Genomic DNA, 17,015 nt, shown 5'->3' with positions numbered 1-17,015 from the left:
TTCTTTTGCTTTCTCTGTTAAAATAATAAGTATTAATGTAAAGGATAAAAAAGATGCAAGAGATTAGATTTAACCATGTCACATTTAAATATCCTGATTCTGATAAGGTGTTATTAGATAACCAATCCTTTGTTTTGCCAGTAAATAAATGGATTTCTGTTGTTGGTCATAACGGAAGTGGAAAGAGTACGATTGTTCGTCTTCTTAATGGTCTCCTTCGGCCAAGTAAAGGAAAAATTCTGATTGGCGATTTAGAGGTAAATGAGCAACACTTAGAAACAGTTCATAAGTTGGTAGGAATGGTTTTTCAAAATCCAGAAAATCAATTTGTTGGCTCAACGGTTGCCGAAGATGTCGCTTTTGGTTTAGAAAATTATAATATTACTCCGGAAAAAATGCCGACGATCATTAAGCAAGCCCTAAGAAGTGTTGGAATGACTGATTATGAAGACAGTTTAATTGCTGAGCTTTCTGGTGGTCAAAAGCAACGAATTGCTATTGCCGGAGTGTTGGCAGTAAAGCCTAAAATAATTATCTTTGATGAAGCTACTAGCATGCTTGATCCAATGGGAAGAAAATCAATTATGGAACTATTAGAAGCTCTTCATCGTGATGGACGTTATACAATCATCATGATTACTCACGATCTTAATGAAGCAGAGCTGGCTGATCATATTTTGATTCTTGATCAAGGTAAGGTAGTAGCAAATGGAATTACCAGAGAGGTTTTATTAAATCATCAATTGTTAAGACAGCTTCAACTTGCTCCAGCTGCTGGTGAGCAAATTAGAGAGAGATTAATTCATGCGGGAATTAAGATACCTCAAGGATACATGACAACGGGGGAAATGGTTCAATGGCTAAAGCAAAAATTGAATTAAGGAATGTTAACTTTACTTATCAGCCAACGACGCCTTTAGCTTACCAAGCACTGCGTAATATCAATCTAAAGGTTGCTGATGGAGCATTTACTGTATTAGTTGGCCAAACCGGAAGTGGTAAGTCAACTCTGGTAAACTTAATTGATGCCTTGACTCTTCCAACATCAGGACAGGTAGTTGTTAATGGACGGTTAATTAATAATCAAACATCCAAAAGAGAGCAGGAGCTATTCCGACAAAAAATTGGCTTTGTTTTTCAATTCCCTGAGCGTCAACTATTTGCACAAACTGTTCGTGATGATTTAGCATTTGGACCACAGAATCTTGGTTGGCCTCAGGAAAAAATAAATAAGTCAATTATGAAGGCGTTAGAAACCGTTCAATTGTCACCGACGATTCTTGAGCAATCTCCTTTTTCACTATCTGGTGGGCAAAAACGACGCGTTGCAATTGCCGGAGTCCTGGCAATGGATCCGGAAGTTTTAATTTTAGATGAACCTGCAGTTGGTCTTGATTCCTTGGCTGTTCAACGGTTACTCAACATTATTAAAGAATTAAACCAGCGTGGAGTTACCATTATTATGATTACCCATTATTTAGAAATGGTCACATCATTAGTAACGCAAATTGTTGCGCTTCACGATGGGCAGATTATGTTTGACGGTAGCCCACAAGAATTTTTTGGTAGTCAGCAATTGTTAAATAAGAGTAACTTGTTGGCTCCTAAAAGTATTCAAATTTCCCGGGAAATTGGTTTGAGCGGATTGCCTTTATCATTGGATGAACTGACTGCTAACCTGATTGAACGACTGAAGAATGGAGGGAAGATGAATGGGTAACATGGTTGTCTTTGGAAGCTATGTTCCACTAAATTCACCAATTCATCGACTAGATGCTCGGACTAAATTAATTCTTTGTATTTGGTATGTTATCAGTGTTTTTTTTGCTAATCATTTATGGCCGGCAGTTTGGATATCATTTATTTTACTAATTACGCTGATTATAAGCCGGGTTCCCCTTCGAATGTATTGGACAGGGATAAAACCATTTTTGATTGTGATCCTAATAACGGTTTGTCTACAGGTTCTGTTCAGTAGTGGTGGTCAGATGTATTGGCATTACGGCTGGATTTCGATAACAAGTGACGGAATAAAGAATGCATTTTTAATTTTTTATCGGTTTACGGTAATTATTACAGCCTCCACGGTTCTTACGGCAACCACGCCGACCCTGCAATTAGCTGGGGCATTCTCATGGTTAATTTCCCCATTAAAATGGTTAAGGGTTCCGGTAGATAAAATTTCTCTGATGTTATCAATTGCATTAAGATTTGTTCCGACAATTATGGCAGATATTAAGATAATTATGAATGCCCAACGGTCACGGGGAATGGATTTCCATCAGGGAAACTTAATAACGAGACTGAAGCACCTTATTCCAATCATAATTCCATTATTTGTAAATTCGTTTCAGCATTCAGAAGATTTAGCAACAGCAATGGAAGCCCGTGGATATTCATTAGAGCGTCCGCGAACCCAGTATCGTCAATTACATTGGCATAAAGGGGATACCGTTGCATTATTATTGATGCTTATGGCTGATGTTGGAATTGGAATTTTAAATTTAATTTAACGAGGAAGGTTTTTTATTGTGTATCGTTACAAAATAACGTTTGCTTACGATGGATCAAATTTTTCCGGCTTTCAAATTCAGCCGCATAAGAGAACAGTAGAGCAGGTTTTAAAAAATGCGGTTAACAAGATTGCTAAGCATCCAACTCCTGAAATTCCGGTAATTGGGTCAGGAAGAACTGATGCTGGAGTTCATGCATTGAATCAGGTTGCTCATTTTGATATTCCATATCACTTGAGTAATGAATCAATGCGCAAGGCATTAAATAGTATTTTGCCACTTGATATTCTAATAAAAAAGGCAGAATTAGTAGATAGCGATTTTCACGCTCGGTACAGTGTTCATAATAAAACTTATCGTTATCGTGTAGATCAAGGAGAATTTGTTGATCCCTTTAAGAGAAACTATACAGCACACTTTAAATATCCATTAGATTTAACGTTAATGCAAAATGCCGCTAAGGACTTTATTGGTGAACATGACTTTACTAGCTTTGTAGCTTCAGGAAGTCAAGCTAAAAGCAACGTTCGGACCGTTTATAAAATAGATATTAAACGAGATGAACTGAGAAATGAGGTCGTTTTTGATTTTACTGGGAATGGCTTTCTCTATAATCAAATTCGCATTATGGTAGCTTTTCTTTTAGAAATAGGCAGTAAGCAACGACCCGTTGATGATGTTAAACGTGTTTTAGCAGCTAAGGATCGGACACAAGCTCGAATGACTGCTCCAGCAAGCGGACTATATTTAGTTTCAGTAGATTACGGGAATGATCGGGAAAGTGATTGACGAAGTGGCTGTAACAAGGTATACTAGCACTTGGTATTTCTTTTCCATCTAATAACTCGGTACACTATTATATGTAAAAGAAAAACAAAATTGGAGGACTTAATCGTGAGAACGACATACATCGCAAAACCTGGTGAAGTTGATCGCAAGTGGTACGTTGTCGATGCAAAGGATGTCCCAATGGGTCGTCTTTCTGCTGTCGTCGCATCAATTTTGCGTGGTAAGAACAAGCCAACATACACTCCACACGTTGATACTGGTGACAATGTTATTGTTATCAACGCTGCGCAAGTTAAGTTAACTGGTAAGAAAGCTACTGACAAGATTTACTACCGTCACTCAGACTACGCTGGTGGTTTGAAGCAACGGACTGCTGGTGACTTCCGTGCTAAGGAACCTGAGAAGTTATTGGAACACTCAATCAAGGGTATGCTTCCACACAACTCTCTTGGTCGTAAGATGGGCTTAAAGCTTCATGTATACGCTGGTGAAGATCACAGCCATGCAGCACAAAAGCCTGAAGCACTCGATATTACTAACTTAATTTAAGGAGGGAATGGAATTGGCTCAACAAGTTCAATACAGTGGTACTGGTCGGCGTAAAGACGCTACTGCGCGTGTTCGCTTAGTACCAGGTTCTGGTAAGATTACAATGAACGGCAAGGCAATTGAAGACTACATTCCATTTGCCAACTTACGTGCTATTGTTAACCAACCATTTAACGTTACTAAGACTGACGGTCAATACGATGTTTTAGCTAACGTTAACGGTGGTGGTTTCTCTGGTCAAGCTGGTGCAGTACGTCACGGTATCGCCCGTGCATTACTCGCAGTTGACCCTGACTTCCGTGACGCTTTGAAGAAGGCCGGTCTCTTGACTCGTGACCCTCGTATGAAGGAACGTCGTAAGCCAGGTCTTAAGAAGGCTCGTAAGGCTGCTCAATTTAGTAAGCGTTAATATTCGATTTATCGCTTCCAAAAAAAGAAGTTGGATTTTTGTCCAACTTCTTTTTTTATACACATACACAATCGTATTTCTTTTATCTTTAATTTAAAAGACGTATAATATAGTTGTTGTAACCGCTTACTAATATAAGGAGGCTAAATTATGGCAAAACGTGTTGCTTTAGTTACTGGTGGTAGTCAAGGTATTGGTAAGGCAATTGCAGAACGGTTAGTTAACGATGGCTTTTCTGTTGCTTTAGTTGCCCTGGAAGAAAACAAATTACAAGAAACTGCTAAGGAATTAGAAGAAAAGGGTGGTGAAGCCTTACCAATCGTTGCAGATGTTTCTGATCGTGATGCTGTATTTGCTGCGGTTAAGAAGACTGTTGATCATTTTGGTGATTTAAATGTAGTTGTTAATAATGCTGGCCTTGGTCCAACTACACCAATTGACACAATTACTCCTGAACAATTTGAAAAGGTTTATGGAGTAAATGTTGGTGGTGTCCTTTGGGGAATTCAAGCTGCACACCAAGCATTTAATAAGTTGGGTCATGGTGGAAAGATCATCAATGCCACCTCGCAAGCTGGGGTAGTTGGTAATCCAAACTTAGCACTTTATTCTGGTACTAAGTTCGCTATTCGAGGAATTACCCAAGTAGCTGCTCGTGATTTAGCGGATGAAGGTATTACTGTTAACGCATATGCTCCAGGAATTGTTAAGACACCAATGATGTTTGATATTGCCCATCAAGTAGGAAAGAATGCTGGTAAGAGTGATGAATGGGGAATGCAGACATTTGCTAAGAACATTGCTTTGAAACGTCTTTCTGAACCAGAAGATGTTGCTAATGCTGTTGGCTTCTTAGCTGGTCCTGATTCGAATTACATTACTGGACAGACAATTATTGTTGATGGCGGGATGCAGTTCCACTAGAATGAAAAGCGCAACTCAGTGAAGAACTTGCGGAATGCCAGTGAGTTTCTGAGGAGCGGATTTTGACCATATTGTTTAACGGGGGTTGGAGAAAATTCCAGCCCTTTTCTTATTTTTAAATTTAAAATACTAAAATATTCTCCCAAACAAGGCTTATTTTGCTACAATCAATAGTTAGTAGTTAAAATAAGGGAGGCATAGCTTTTGGCAAAACGGCGGCGGAGAAGAACGAGGAAGAAAAGATCACAGGGAAGCATTTTTGTGTGGCTATTAGTTATCATTATATTGTTCCTAGGTGTATATGTTGGTCATCACTTTTACCGAATTTGGAACCAGCAACGTATCGAACAGGCTGCGCTGAAGCGAGATCGTGAAGCAAAAGAGTTGTTTATTAAGCAGGTGGCTCCAGAGGCTCAAGCAATGCAGAATACATACCATGTCTACGCGTCAATTACAATTGCTCAGGCGATTCTTGAATCTAATTGGGGTACCAGTAAATTAGCTACTCAGTATCATAATCTCTTCGGAATTAAGGGAACTGGTGCTAATTCAAAAGTTATGACAACTAAGGAATATACTGGTGGTAAATGGATTGTCATTAAGGACCGTTTTCGTGTTTATAGTAGTTGGGATGAGTCAATTAAGGATCATACTCGGTTAATGCTTCATGGAACTGACATGAATCGGCAGAATTATGATCGAGTTGTTAAGGCTACTAATTATGAAGAAGCAGCAAAGGCTCTGCAGCAATCTGGCTACGCTACCGATCCTGACTATGCCAAGAAGCTTATTTCAGTCATCCAGACATATAAGTTATATAATTATGATAAATAATCAAGAGGAGTTTATATTATGAGAGAATTACAAGAGAAGATTGAACAATACGGAACGGTTCTTCCAGGAAATGTTTTGAAGGTGGATGCTTTCCTTAATCACCAGGTTGATCCAAAATTGATGCTTAAAGTTGGTCAAGAGTTTGCAAAGTTATTTGCCAATGAAGGAATTACTAAGGTTTGGACAGTTGAATCATCAGGGATTGCTCCTGCTGTAATGACAGGACTAGAACTTAAAGTTCCGGTAATTTTCGCCCGTAAGCATAAGAGTTTAACCCTGAATCAAAATATGTATACCGCAGATGTTTATTCGTATACTAAAAAGACTACTAATCGGATCTCAATTTCTAAAAAGTATGTCGATGCCAATGATAAGATTTTAATGATTGATGACTTCTTGGCTAATGGTCAGGCAGTCGAAGGAATGCTGGAGATTGCTGATCAGGCCGGTGTTGACGTTGCTGGTGCCGGAATTGTTATTGAGAAGAGTTTCCAACCCGGCGCGCAAGAGTTAAAGGATCGGGGTATTCGTGTTGAGTCACTGGCACGAATTAAGTCATTAGCGGATGGTAAAGTAACCTTCATGGAAGATTAATGATGAAGTGGAGAGGAGAATTAAATGAGTAATACAATTTTTCCTGGTAATACTTTAGGGATTATTGGAATTAACCGTAATGGAGTAGCGATGATTGCAGCTGCTAAAAAAGCGGGATTCAATGTTGGCGTTTACGTTGATCATTCTCAACCAGAAATCACTAAAATGGCAGACTTTACAATTGATGGTGCTTATAATGACAAGCAAAAACTTACCGAATTTGGTGAAGCCTGTGATGCTATTATTTACCAAACTCCGAACATTGATTCAACTGTAATTCGTTTTCTTGGTCAATATGCAGCAATCCCACAAGGAATTAACGGCTTGGAAATTGTCCAAGACAGGTTAATGGAACGAGCATTTTTAGATCAAATCAATATTAATATTGCTCCCTATGTTACTGTTATCGGATTAGACGATGTTTATCAGTCAATTGATTCAATTGGTTATCCTGCTCTTTTGAAGCCGATTCAACGGGGAATTGGCGAACAATCAATGATGATTAAGCGTCAATCTAACATAACTAGGGCAGCGGACTTTATTGATACAGGAACCTATCTATTGGAATCGTGGATCGATCATACGGCAGAATATACCTTAACTGCTGCTTGCGCTAACGGCGAAGTTGAAATTTTTCCCTTAGCGCAATTGGAATATAACGAAGACCGGCAATTAATTTCAGTAGCTTCACCTGCTGAAGTTGCGGATGATATGTTACAAGAAATGCACCGCATTATTAAGAGCGTTGCTGATTCACTTCAATATACTGGTGTTTTCTCGGTTAACTTTTATGTAACTTCGACTGGAACACTGTATGTTAAGAACATTGAGTTAGGGTTAACATCAATTGCTAATGTTTATGACAACACGACAAATGTGGATCAATACGAACAACAATTGCGAGCGAGCGTTGGGATGCCGCTTCATGTTATCAGACAGTTACAGACGGCATTATTAATGATTATTCGGAACTACCAAGCCGTTGCTATTCGTCGTCAGTGGCTCCTTAAGAATAATTGGAAGTTCCGGTTCTTTAATAATAAGGATAAAGATGATCCAGCAGGAATTCTTGGTTTTGTTTGGGTTACTGGCGATACTGACCTGAATGCTTTACAAAATCAGGTTGATGATACTGAAGTTTGGAATAAAACATTGCCAAATTCAGAGTCAGATAACGAAGAGCAAGAAAAATAAATAAAAACTGAGCTGAGACTGCTCACGGAAAGTCTTAAGCTCAGTTTTCTTTTTTGCAACATATGTTCGAAAATAGCCAAAAGAAGTTGAAAATTTGGTATAATATGAGCCGACTGAAATTTAGAGAGGATGGAAATAGGCGTGAATAGTCAAGCACTTTTAGACGGCATGAATGATAAGCAAACCGAAGCAGTCTTAACAACGGAGGGACCGCTCTTAGTAATGGCTGGAGCTGGTTCAGGAAAGACTCGAGTACTAACTCATCGAATTGCATATCTGATCGAAGAAAAGGGTGTGCTTCCTTGGAACATTCTTGCGATTACTTTTACGAATAAGGCCGCACGAGAAATGCAAGAACGTGTTGGTAAACTTTTGGGTGAAAGTGCCCGTGACATTTGGGTTTCCACATTTCACGCCCTTTGTGTACGGATTCTGCGACGTGATATTGAAAAACTGGGTTATAACCGAGCATTTACAATCGCTGATACCAGTGAGCAACGAACATTGATGAAACGAATTTGTGCAGAATTAAATATTGATACCAAAAAATTCGATCCTCGAAGTATCCTCAGTGCAATCTCTAATGCGAAAAATGCATTGCAAACCCCTGATGACTATTCAAAAGAGGCCAATAGCATGTTCGAGAATATGGTTGCTCGCGCATATAAACTCTATCAACGGGAACTAGAGGCTAACCAATCCCTAGACTTTGATGATTTGATTATGAAAACAATTGAGCTCTTTGAAAGGGATCAAGAGACTCTGGAATTCTACCAAGATAAATTCCACTACATCCATGTTGATGAGTATCAGGACACCAACGATGCTCAATATAAGTTAGTTAACATGCTTGCCCAGGGATACAAAAACCTTTGTGTTGTTGGGGATGCTGATCAGAGCATCTATGGTTGGCGTGGTGCAAACATGAATAATATTTTAAACTTTGAACATGATTATCCACAAGCACATACAGTAATGCTGGAACAAAATTATCGTTCAACACAGACAATTTTGGATGCGGCAAACGAAGTGATCGATAATAATGTTTACCGAAAGAAAAAGAATTTATGGACGGAAAATGGCAAGGGAGATCAGATTTCTTATTACCGAGCTCAAAATGAACATGATGAGGCTCAATTTATTGTTTCTAAGATTAAGGAGGAGCGAGAAAAGAATAATTATAAGTACAATGACTTTGCCATTCTTTACCGTACTAACGCTCAATCACGGATGATCGAAGAAACTTTCTTAAAGAGTAGTGTACCTTACACTATGGTTGGTGGTCATAAATTCTACGACCGGAAAGAAATTAGGGACATTCTAGCCTACTTGACATTAATTGTTAATCCTCAAGATTCAATGAGTTTTGAACGAGTGGTTAATACTCCTAAGCGAGGAATTGGGATGACCAGTGTTGATCATTTGCGGGAATTTGCTAATGATAATAACTGGTCACTTCTTGAAGCAGCAGAAAATGTTGATATTGCCAATAACATTTCCGCACGAACACGGGTCAAAATTGACGAATTTGGTCAGTTGATGCGTAACCTAACTAAGCAAGCGGAATTTCTAAACTTAACTGATTTAACGGAAGAAATCCTGGATAAGAGTGGTTACAACAAAGCGCTTGAACAGGATAAGAGCCTTGAAGCACAGGCTCGGCGTGAAAACCTCGATGAATTTAAATCAGTTACCCAAGAATACGACGAGCAGCATAAGGATGACGATGATAATAACATCCAAAAGATTACCAACTTCCTTGCTGATCTTGCCTTGGTTTCTGATCAGGATGACGTCGATGAACAAGCACCAGCAGTGACGTTAATGACCCTCCATGCTGCTAAAGGGCTAGAATTCCCAGTAGTCTTTCTTGTAGGGATGGAAGAAGGGATCTTTCCGCTTTCTCGGGCAATTTTAGAAGATGATGAACTGGAAGAAGAGCGGCGGCTTGCGTATGTTGGTATTACCCGAGCAAAGAAAAAGCTTTACTTAACGAATGCCTTTTCGCGACTCCTTTACGGACGAATTCAGCGAAACCAGCCATCTCGGTTTGTTGAAGAGATTAATCCCGACTTGCTTAAGTTTGAAAATGATCAACCTGCCGATCGTCTTGGAGGACAGAAATTACCATTTGGTGGTGAGGCTGCTACTGCAACTACTTATCGAGAACAGAAGCAACGTCGTCAATACCGAAGTGCGGGGAAGCGAGTAAAGCCAGTGACTAATACTGGAACAGGAGCTGATCAAGTTTCCTGGAAGACTGGTGATAAGGTGACCCATAAGAAGTGGGGCGAAGGAACTGTTGTTAAAGTTAGCGGAAACGGTAACGATAAGGAACTTGACATTGCCTTCCCTCAACAGGGAGTTAAGCGGCTGTTAGCTAGTTTTGCTCCCATTAAGAAGGTTACTGATTAATTAAAGTGAGGCCAATAAAATGGATAATCAATCAATCCCGGTTGCACAATTAACACTGGATCAGGCAAAAAAAGAAATTGCTCCATTACGAAAGCAAATTGCTCAATGGGGGAAAGAATACTATGAACAGGATAGTCCTACTGTGGAAGACTATGTTTATGATCGTCAATATCAACGACTTGTTCAAATTGAACAACGCTTTCCCGAATTGCAAACGCCGGATTCACCAACACAGCAAGTTGGTGGTGAAGCTGAAAGTCAGCTGACGAAGGTTCAACATGAGATCCCGATGCTGTCAATGGGGGATGTCTTCTCAATTGAAGAGCTAATGGACTTTAACCATCGCCAGCAAGAAAATCGCGACGTTGATGTTGAGCCAGAATATAACCTTGAATTAAAGATCGATGGCTTATCGTTGTCACTTGTTTATGAGAACGGGAAGCTAGTTCAAGGTTCGACTCGGGGCAATGGTAATATTGGGGAAGATGTGACTGAAAACGTAAAGACGATCAAATCAGTACCGCGTGAGCTTCCCGAACCACTTTCTGTTGAATTTCGTGGTGAATGTTATATGCCTAAAGAGTCATTTGCTAAGTTAAATGCTCAACGTGAGGCTGATGGTCAGTCGATCTTTGCTAATCCCCGCAATGCAGCCGCAGGGAGTCTCAGACAGTTAGATCCTACTGTTACGGCCAAACGTGACTTAGACACATTTATGTACTATGTTCCTGAATATCAAAAGCTGGGAGTTACAACTCAAGCAGAGGCTTTAGATAGGATGCGAGAGCTTGGCTTTAAGGTTAATCCGCATAACCGGGTTGTTCATAATCGCCAAGAAATAGAAGATTACATTAATGAATACACGGCTAAACGTGATCAGTTAGCCTACGGAATTGACGGAATTGTGGAGAAGGTTAATGATCTTGAGACTGAAGAAGCGCTCGGAAATACCGTTAAGGTACCTCGCTGGGAGATTGCCTACAAGTTTCCTCCAGAAGAACAGCCGACAATTATCCGTGATATCGAATGGACTGTTGGCCGAACAGGGAATGTAACGCCGACTGCTGTAATGGATCCGGTTCAATTGGCTGGGACAACAGTTAGTCGTGCTTCCCTTCATAATCCTGACTACTTAAAGGAAAAGGATGTTAGGTTAGGCGATACCGTTTATCTTCACAAGGCTGGCGATATCATTCCCGAAATTTCTAAAGTTGATTTAAGCAAACGACCTGCAAATAGTGAACCGTACCAAATTCCTTCAGAATGTCCAGCGTGTGGTTCTAAACTGGTTCACCTTGATGATGAAGTCGCTCTTCGGTGCATCAATCCAATGTGTCCAGCACAAATTAAAGAGGGGTTAGCACATTTTGCTTCACGAAATGCGATGGACATTGGCGGTCTCGGGCCCAAGATTATTGAACAGTTATGGAATAAGAAGCTGATTCACGATGTCGCTGGACTTTATGCCTTAACGGAAGATCAATTATTAACTTTAGATAAATTTGGTGAAAAATCAGCGACAAACTTATTGACATCGATCAATAATAGTCGTAATAATTCTGTCGAGCGCCTTTTATTCGGACTTGGTATCCGTCATGTTGGTGCTAAAGCAGCACGTTTGATTATGGCCCACTTTAATGATTTAGATCGACTAATGGAAGCTAATGCTGATGAGATTTCCGCTGTTGATGGGATCGGCCCGACAATTGGTGAAAGTGTGGAAACATACTTTGCCAATGAACAGGTTCAGTCATTAATTGAAGAGCTTCGTCAATCCGGTCTCAATTTTACCTATCTTGGCACAACTACTTCAGTCGATGAATCAAGCGACTGGAATGGTAAACGAGTTGTTTTAACTGGAAAACTAGTAGAAATGACTCGGACAGAAGCAAAAGACTGGTTAGAGGCCCATGGTGCTAAAGTAACAGGCAGTGTTTCGAAAAAGACTGATATTGTCATTGCCGGAGAAAAAGCAGGAAGCAAACTCAGTAAGGCTCAGGATCTTGGAGTTGATGTTTGGGATGAACAACGCTTTAGCCAGGCAATGAAGGAGGAACAATAAACGTTGAAGAATAAAGTGAAAAAATTGACTGTTGGGATTGCCCTCTTGATGTCAACGCTTGTCTTGACTTCATGCGGATTTGGTCATAAGTCATCAAAAGATTATAGTACTACTGGCTCGCTAAGCGGAACTTATCAGGGAGTTATTAAGGACGGTCACTATAAGACGAGTAAGGCGCGCGGGGTAAATGTTAGTCAAAATAGTAATCCCTATAACCTTAAAAGCTTTGAAAGTGGCTTAACTCAAGTATCAAAACGGGTTTTCTCAACCAAAAATTATATCTTCCAAGAAGGTCAATATCTTGATACTAGTACAGTAGAGAATTGGTTAGGACGGAAGAGTAAGAGTAATCCGGAAGGGCTCAACCCTGCTGAAGGGAAGAAGAGTGATCCGAATCCAGAGTACATTCAGCAAATTGAAGAACAGGATTACATGCAGGAAAGCGGTAATTCAATGAAACTTCATGGTGTTACTATCGGGATTGGGATTAATTCCGAATATAATTACCAGAAGAAGACCGATGGACCAAACTATACTAAGAACATTAGCGATGCTGAGGTTAAGCGTCAGGGTGAAATTGCTGCGCAAAAGGTCTTAACCCGGTTGCGGAAGAAAAAAGAATTACGGAATGTTCCGATTGTGATTGCCCTATATAAGCAGGCACCAGATGACAGTTTAGTTGGTGGAAGCTTCTTTGCTTATAGTAAGAATAATGGAAACAAGATTAGCAGTTGGCATAAGCTTGATTACCGGACTGCTGTATTACCAAAGGCTAACGGAACTGATCAGGAAACCAAGTCTGACCAGTCGGACAACGATAGTTTCTCTAACTTTAAGAGTCAGGTGCAAAGTTTCTTCCCTAACTTAAGCGGTGTAACTGCTCAAGCGCAGTATAACGGTAGTTCATTGACTGGAATGCATATTACGATTACCACGCAATTCTACAGTCAAACTGAAATTACTAGCTTTACCCAATACATTGTTCGTGCCGCAAGAAAATACTTGCCAAGCGGAATTCCAATCGATATTAAGATTCAATCTAGTTCCGAAATGCAAGCCGTTGTTTACCGTAATTCCGGCTCCGACAAATTCCAAAGCCACGTGTTTGATTCGTATTAAAAACTAGAGTGTGAGCCAGCAAAGGACTTGCGGAAGGCTAGCAATTTCTCCTGACAAAGGCGGAAACGCCTAGGAAGGAGTTTGCTAGCCCTAGCAAGTTCCTGGCGAACACGTTTTGACCATGTAGCCGAGATAGCTTGAGGGAGCTTAGGCTGAACGAATTTCGACTATGTTGCATTAGACGGAAGTTGCGGTCACGGCGAACACATTTAACTAAATAATAAAATTAAGTGTTTCATAACATGAAGTTTCACTTCTTCATCAATTATGAAACACTTTCTTTTCACTTGAATATTTAAGGATGAATAGTTAAAACCATTAGTATTCTGTGCTAAAATTATAAAATGTATGTACTATATTTAAGCCATAATTACTGGAAAAGAGGTAGAGAGAATGGCCAGTAAGATCACTGAGCAACAAGTAGAACACGTTGCTGAACTTGCTAAGTTGGAATTTAAAGATGAAGAACTTACCAAGTTTACCACTCAATTAGGAAGCATTATTGATATGTTTGAAGACCTCACTAATGTTGATACCGAGGGTGTTGAACCAATGACTTCAGCTTCAGATCGGGAAAATGTTATGCGTGAGGACAAGGCAGTTAAGAGCTCTAAAGAAGAGACTGATGCATTGCTTAATAACGCTCCTGATACTGATGATGGGTACATTAAAGTTCCTGCAATCATCGATGAAAGTGAGGACGGCGAATAATGGATTTCTATCAAACCGACTTAAGTCAGCTGCATGATGATTTGAAGAACAAAAAGATCAGTGCAACCGAATTAACGAAAGAAACCTTTGATCATATTAAGAAAAATGAAGATCAAGTAAAGGCCTTCATTACCTTAAACGAAGAAGCAGCATTGAAGAAGGCTGCTGAAGTTGATCAACAAGGAATCAGTGAAGATCAATTAACTGCCGGAATTCCGTTGGCAGTTAAGGATAACATCCTAACCAAGGGATTGAAAACTACCGCAGCATCTAAAATTTTGGAAAACTTTAACCCTGTTTATGATGCAACGGTTGTTGAAAAGCTAAATAATAACGGCTTCATTAATGTGGGGAAGACAAACCTAGACGAATTCGCCATGGGTTCATCAACTGAAAATTCGGCATTCTTCACAACACATAACCCATGGGACCTTACCCGGGTTCCTGGTGGTTCTTCAGGTGGTTCTGCTGCCGCAGTTGCTGCTGGGGATGTCCTTGGTGCGTTGGGGACTGATACTGGTGGTTCCATTCGGATGCCAGCTTCATTTAACGGAATTGTTGGAATGAAGCCAACATATGGCCGGGTATCTCGTTGGGGAATTATTGCCTTTGGTTCAAGTTTTGACCAGGTTGGTTGGTTAACGCGAACAGTTAAGGACAACGCATTGTTAACCCAAATGATTAGTGGCAATGATGAACACGACATGACTTCATCTCTGAAGGAAGTTCCTAACTGGGCAGCTCAATTAAATGATGACACCAATGTTAAGGGATTGCGGATTGCCGTTCCTAAGGAATACTTCGAGGGAATTAACGATGATGTTCATGAAGTAATTAAGAATGCTCTTGATCACCTTGAATCACTTGGTGCCATTATTGATGAAGTTTCATTGCCACATACCAAGTACGGTGTTCCCGCATACTACATTTTAGCTTCATCTGAAGCCTCATCAAACCTTCAACGGTATGATGGGATTCGGTATGGCTTCCGGGCACAAGATGTTAAGAACATTGAAGATGTTTACGTTCGTTCACGGACTGAAGGCTTTGGTGAAGAAGTTAAACGGCGGATCATGTTGGGAACTTTCTCCCTTTCAGCTGGGTTCTATGATGCTTACTTCAACAAGGCCGCTAAAGTTCGTCATCTAATTGCTCAAGACTTTGACAATGTCTTTAAGGATCATGACGTTATTCTTGGTGCTACTGGTGCCTCAACAGCATTCAAGATTGGTGCCGAAGTTGATGATCCGCAAACCATGTACATGAACGATGTCTTGACCGTTCCTGTTAACATGGCTGGTCTTCCCGCAATGTCAGTTCCAGCTGGCTTCTCAGCAAAGAACGGCATGCCAGTTGGCTTGCAAATCATTGGGAAGCCATTTGATGAACAAACAGTCTACAACACTGCTTATGTCTTTGAACAAACTACTGATGTTCACAAGAAGGCACCTAAGTTAGGAGGTCAAAACTAAGATGAACTTTGAAACAACGATTGGGCTAGAAGTCCACGTCGAATTGAAGACTAATTCAAAAATTTACAGTCCATCACCAGTAGAATATGGTGACCAACCTAACAGAAATACTAACGTGATTGACTGGGGTTACCCTGGTGTTTTGCCAACCTTGAACAAGGGTGTTGTTCGTGATGGAATTATGGCTGGTCTGGCTCTTCATGCCCAAATTGCTCGTCACATGCACTTTGACCGGAAGAACTACTTCTACCCAGATAACCCAAAGGCTTACCAGATTACTCAATCAGAAACACCAATTGCTCATGACGGTTGGATCGAGATTGAAGTTGATGGTAAGAAGAAAAAGATTGGGATTGAAGAAATGCATATTGAAGAAGATGCTGGTAAGAACACCCACACCAGCAAGTATTCATATGTTGACTTAAACCGTCAAGGAACACCATTAATTGAAATTGTTTCTAAGCCGGATATTGCTTCACCTGAAGAAGCAGTTGCTTACTTGGAAGCTCTTCGTCAACGGATCCAGTTTACTGGGATTTCTGATGTGAAGATGGAAGAAGGTTCAATGCGTGTCGACACTAACATCTCCATTCGTCCGGTTGGTTCTGACCAGTTTGGTACCAAGACCGAAATGAAGAACATCAACTCCTTTAACTATGTTCGGAAGGCATTGGAATTCGAACAAAAGCGTCACCAAAATGTCTTGCTTTCAGGCGGTCATATTGCCCAAGAAACACGACGGTACGATGAAGCTACTGGTGAAACAATTTCAATGCGGACAAAGGAAGGTTCCGATGACTACCGTTACTTCCCAGAACCAGATATTCCTGATTTAAACGTTGATCAAAAGTGGATTGACGAAATTGAAGCCGAAATGCCTGAAATGCCAGGTGAACGGCGGGCGCACTATGTTAAGGATCTAGGTTTAACTGATTACGATGCGATGGTCTTAACTCAGACGAAGGAAATGTCGGACTTCTTTGAAGAAGCGGTTAAGGATGGTGGCGATCCAAAGCGGGTTGCTAACTACTTAATGAACGATGTAAACTCCTACTTGAATGATAAGCAGGTTGACCTACCTGATACTAAGCTAACCCCAGCTAACTTGGCCGGAATGGTTAAGTTGATTGAAGATGGCACCATTTCATCCAAGATGGCAAAGAAAGTCTTCAAGGGAATTCTGGATGGTGAAGAACCAAGTGCTTACGCTAAGGAACACGGTTTAGTTCAATTATCTGACCCAGCTCAATTGCAACCAATCGTTGATGATGTCTTAGCAAACAACGAACAGTCAATTGAAGACTTTAAGAACGGTAAGGATCGGGCTGTTGGTTACTTAATGGGTCAAATCATGAAGCAAACTCGTGGTAAGGCTAACCCACAAGTTGTTACTAAGTTGTTGATGAAGTCATTAAACGCTAAGTAGTTTG

Annotated in this window: 16 protein-coding genes; all 16 read left to right on the top strand. The window is 40.4% G+C overall.

Annotated features, from left to right (window positions below):
- Nucleotides 1–53: 53 nt before the first annotated feature.
- The 16 genes from MR181_RS02050 (at nucleotide 54) to gatB (ending at nucleotide 17,011) form a co-directional block, all read left to right on the top strand.
- Nucleotides 54–881 (top strand): energy-coupling factor transporter ATPase, encoded by an 828-nt coding sequence (locus tag MR181_RS02050; RefSeq protein ID WP_242334306.1) that lies wholly within the window; start codon nucleotides 54–56, stop codon nucleotides 879–881.
- Nucleotides 857–1,720: an ATP-binding cassette domain-containing protein gene (locus MR181_RS02045; protein ID WP_242334303.1), complete on the top strand. Its 864-nt coding sequence runs from the start codon at nucleotides 857–859 to the stop codon at nucleotides 1,718–1,720. Before MR181_RS02050 ends, MR181_RS02045 begins: the two co-directional genes overlap by 25 nt.
- The gene (locus tag MR181_RS02040; protein WP_191911919.1) at nucleotides 1,713–2,513 is read left to right on the top strand and encodes an energy-coupling factor transporter transmembrane component T family protein; all 801 of its coding nucleotides are present in this window, start codon (nucleotides 1,713–1,715) and stop codon (nucleotides 2,511–2,513) included. The genes MR181_RS02045 and MR181_RS02040 overlap by 8 nt, the downstream gene beginning before the upstream one ends.
- 18 nt (nucleotides 2,514–2,531) lie before the next feature.
- Nucleotides 2,532–3,302 (top strand): tRNA pseudouridine(38-40) synthase TruA, encoded by a 771-nt coding sequence (gene truA, locus MR181_RS02035; protein WP_242334300.1) that lies wholly within the window; start codon nucleotides 2,532–2,534, stop codon nucleotides 3,300–3,302.
- Between the two features lie 105 nt (nucleotides 3,303–3,407).
- A complete protein-coding gene (rplM, locus tag MR181_RS02030; RefSeq protein ID WP_040530816.1) occupies nucleotides 3,408–3,851 on the top strand; it encodes a 50S ribosomal protein L13 in 444 nt (147 codons plus the stop codon).
- Between the two features lie 7 nt (nucleotides 3,852–3,858).
- Entirely contained in the window at nucleotides 3,859–4,260 is a 402-nt protein-coding gene (gene rpsI / locus MR181_RS02025) for a 30S ribosomal protein S9 (RefSeq protein ID WP_056974559.1), read from the top strand.
- Nucleotides 4,261–4,410: 150 nt separating this feature from the next.
- A complete protein-coding gene (locus tag MR181_RS02020) occupies nucleotides 4,411–5,184 on the top strand; it encodes a (S)-acetoin forming diacetyl reductase (RefSeq protein ID WP_003716686.1) in 774 nt (257 codons plus the stop codon).
- Between the two features lie 204 nt (nucleotides 5,185–5,388).
- Entirely contained in the window at nucleotides 5,389–6,018 is a 630-nt protein-coding gene (locus MR181_RS02015; RefSeq protein ID WP_242334296.1) for a glycoside hydrolase family 73 protein, read from the top strand.
- Between the two features lie 18 nt (nucleotides 6,019–6,036).
- Complete coding sequence (locus MR181_RS02010; RefSeq protein ID WP_242334292.1) at nucleotides 6,037–6,612, top strand: xanthine phosphoribosyltransferase; 576 nt, start codon at nucleotides 6,037–6,039, stop codon at nucleotides 6,610–6,612.
- A 24-nt stretch (nucleotides 6,613–6,636) separates the two neighbouring features.
- Complete coding sequence (locus MR181_RS02005) at nucleotides 6,637–7,806, top strand: ATP-grasp domain-containing protein (protein WP_242334289.1); 1,170 nt, start codon at nucleotides 6,637–6,639, stop codon at nucleotides 7,804–7,806.
- A gap of 129 nt (nucleotides 7,807–7,935) precedes the next feature.
- The gene (gene pcrA / locus MR181_RS02000) at nucleotides 7,936–10,221 is read left to right on the top strand and encodes a DNA helicase PcrA (RefSeq protein WP_242334286.1); all 2,286 of its coding nucleotides are present in this window, start codon (nucleotides 7,936–7,938) and stop codon (nucleotides 10,219–10,221) included.
- A 19-nt stretch (nucleotides 10,222–10,240) separates the two neighbouring features.
- A complete protein-coding gene (gene ligA / locus MR181_RS01995) occupies nucleotides 10,241–12,283 on the top strand; it encodes an NAD-dependent DNA ligase LigA (protein WP_191911926.1) in 2,043 nt (680 codons plus the stop codon).
- Nucleotides 12,284–12,286: 3 nt separating this feature from the next.
- Nucleotides 12,287–13,402 carry a CamS family sex pheromone protein gene (locus MR181_RS01990; protein WP_191911927.1) on the top strand — a complete coding sequence of 372 codons (1,116 nt, stop codon included), beginning with the start codon at nucleotides 12,287–12,289 and terminating at the stop codon, nucleotides 13,400–13,402.
- A gap of 393 nt (nucleotides 13,403–13,795) precedes the next feature.
- Entirely contained in the window at nucleotides 13,796–14,113 is a 318-nt protein-coding gene (gatC, locus tag MR181_RS01985) for an Asp-tRNA(Asn)/Glu-tRNA(Gln) amidotransferase subunit GatC (protein WP_003716693.1), read from the top strand.
- Complete coding sequence (gene gatA, locus MR181_RS01980; protein ID WP_242334283.1) at nucleotides 14,113–15,585, top strand: Asp-tRNA(Asn)/Glu-tRNA(Gln) amidotransferase subunit GatA; 1,473 nt, start codon at nucleotides 14,113–14,115, stop codon at nucleotides 15,583–15,585. The genes gatC and gatA overlap by 1 nt, the downstream gene beginning before the upstream one ends.
- A 1-nt stretch (nucleotide 15,586) precedes the next feature.
- Nucleotides 15,587–17,011, top strand: a complete 1,425-nt coding sequence (gene gatB, locus MR181_RS01975; RefSeq protein ID WP_242334280.1) for an Asp-tRNA(Asn)/Glu-tRNA(Gln) amidotransferase subunit GatB — start codon at nucleotides 15,587–15,589, stop codon at nucleotides 17,009–17,011.
- The last annotated feature ends 4 nt before the right edge of the window (nucleotides 17,012–17,015 follow it).

The organism is Limosilactobacillus urinaemulieris (assembly GCF_932750685.1).
GTDB classification, from domain to species: Bacteria; Bacillota; Bacilli; order Lactobacillales; family Lactobacillaceae; genus Limosilactobacillus; species Limosilactobacillus urinaemulieris.
Note: the sequence above shows the minus strand (reverse complement) of the source record. Positions and strands in the feature narration are given on the sequence as shown.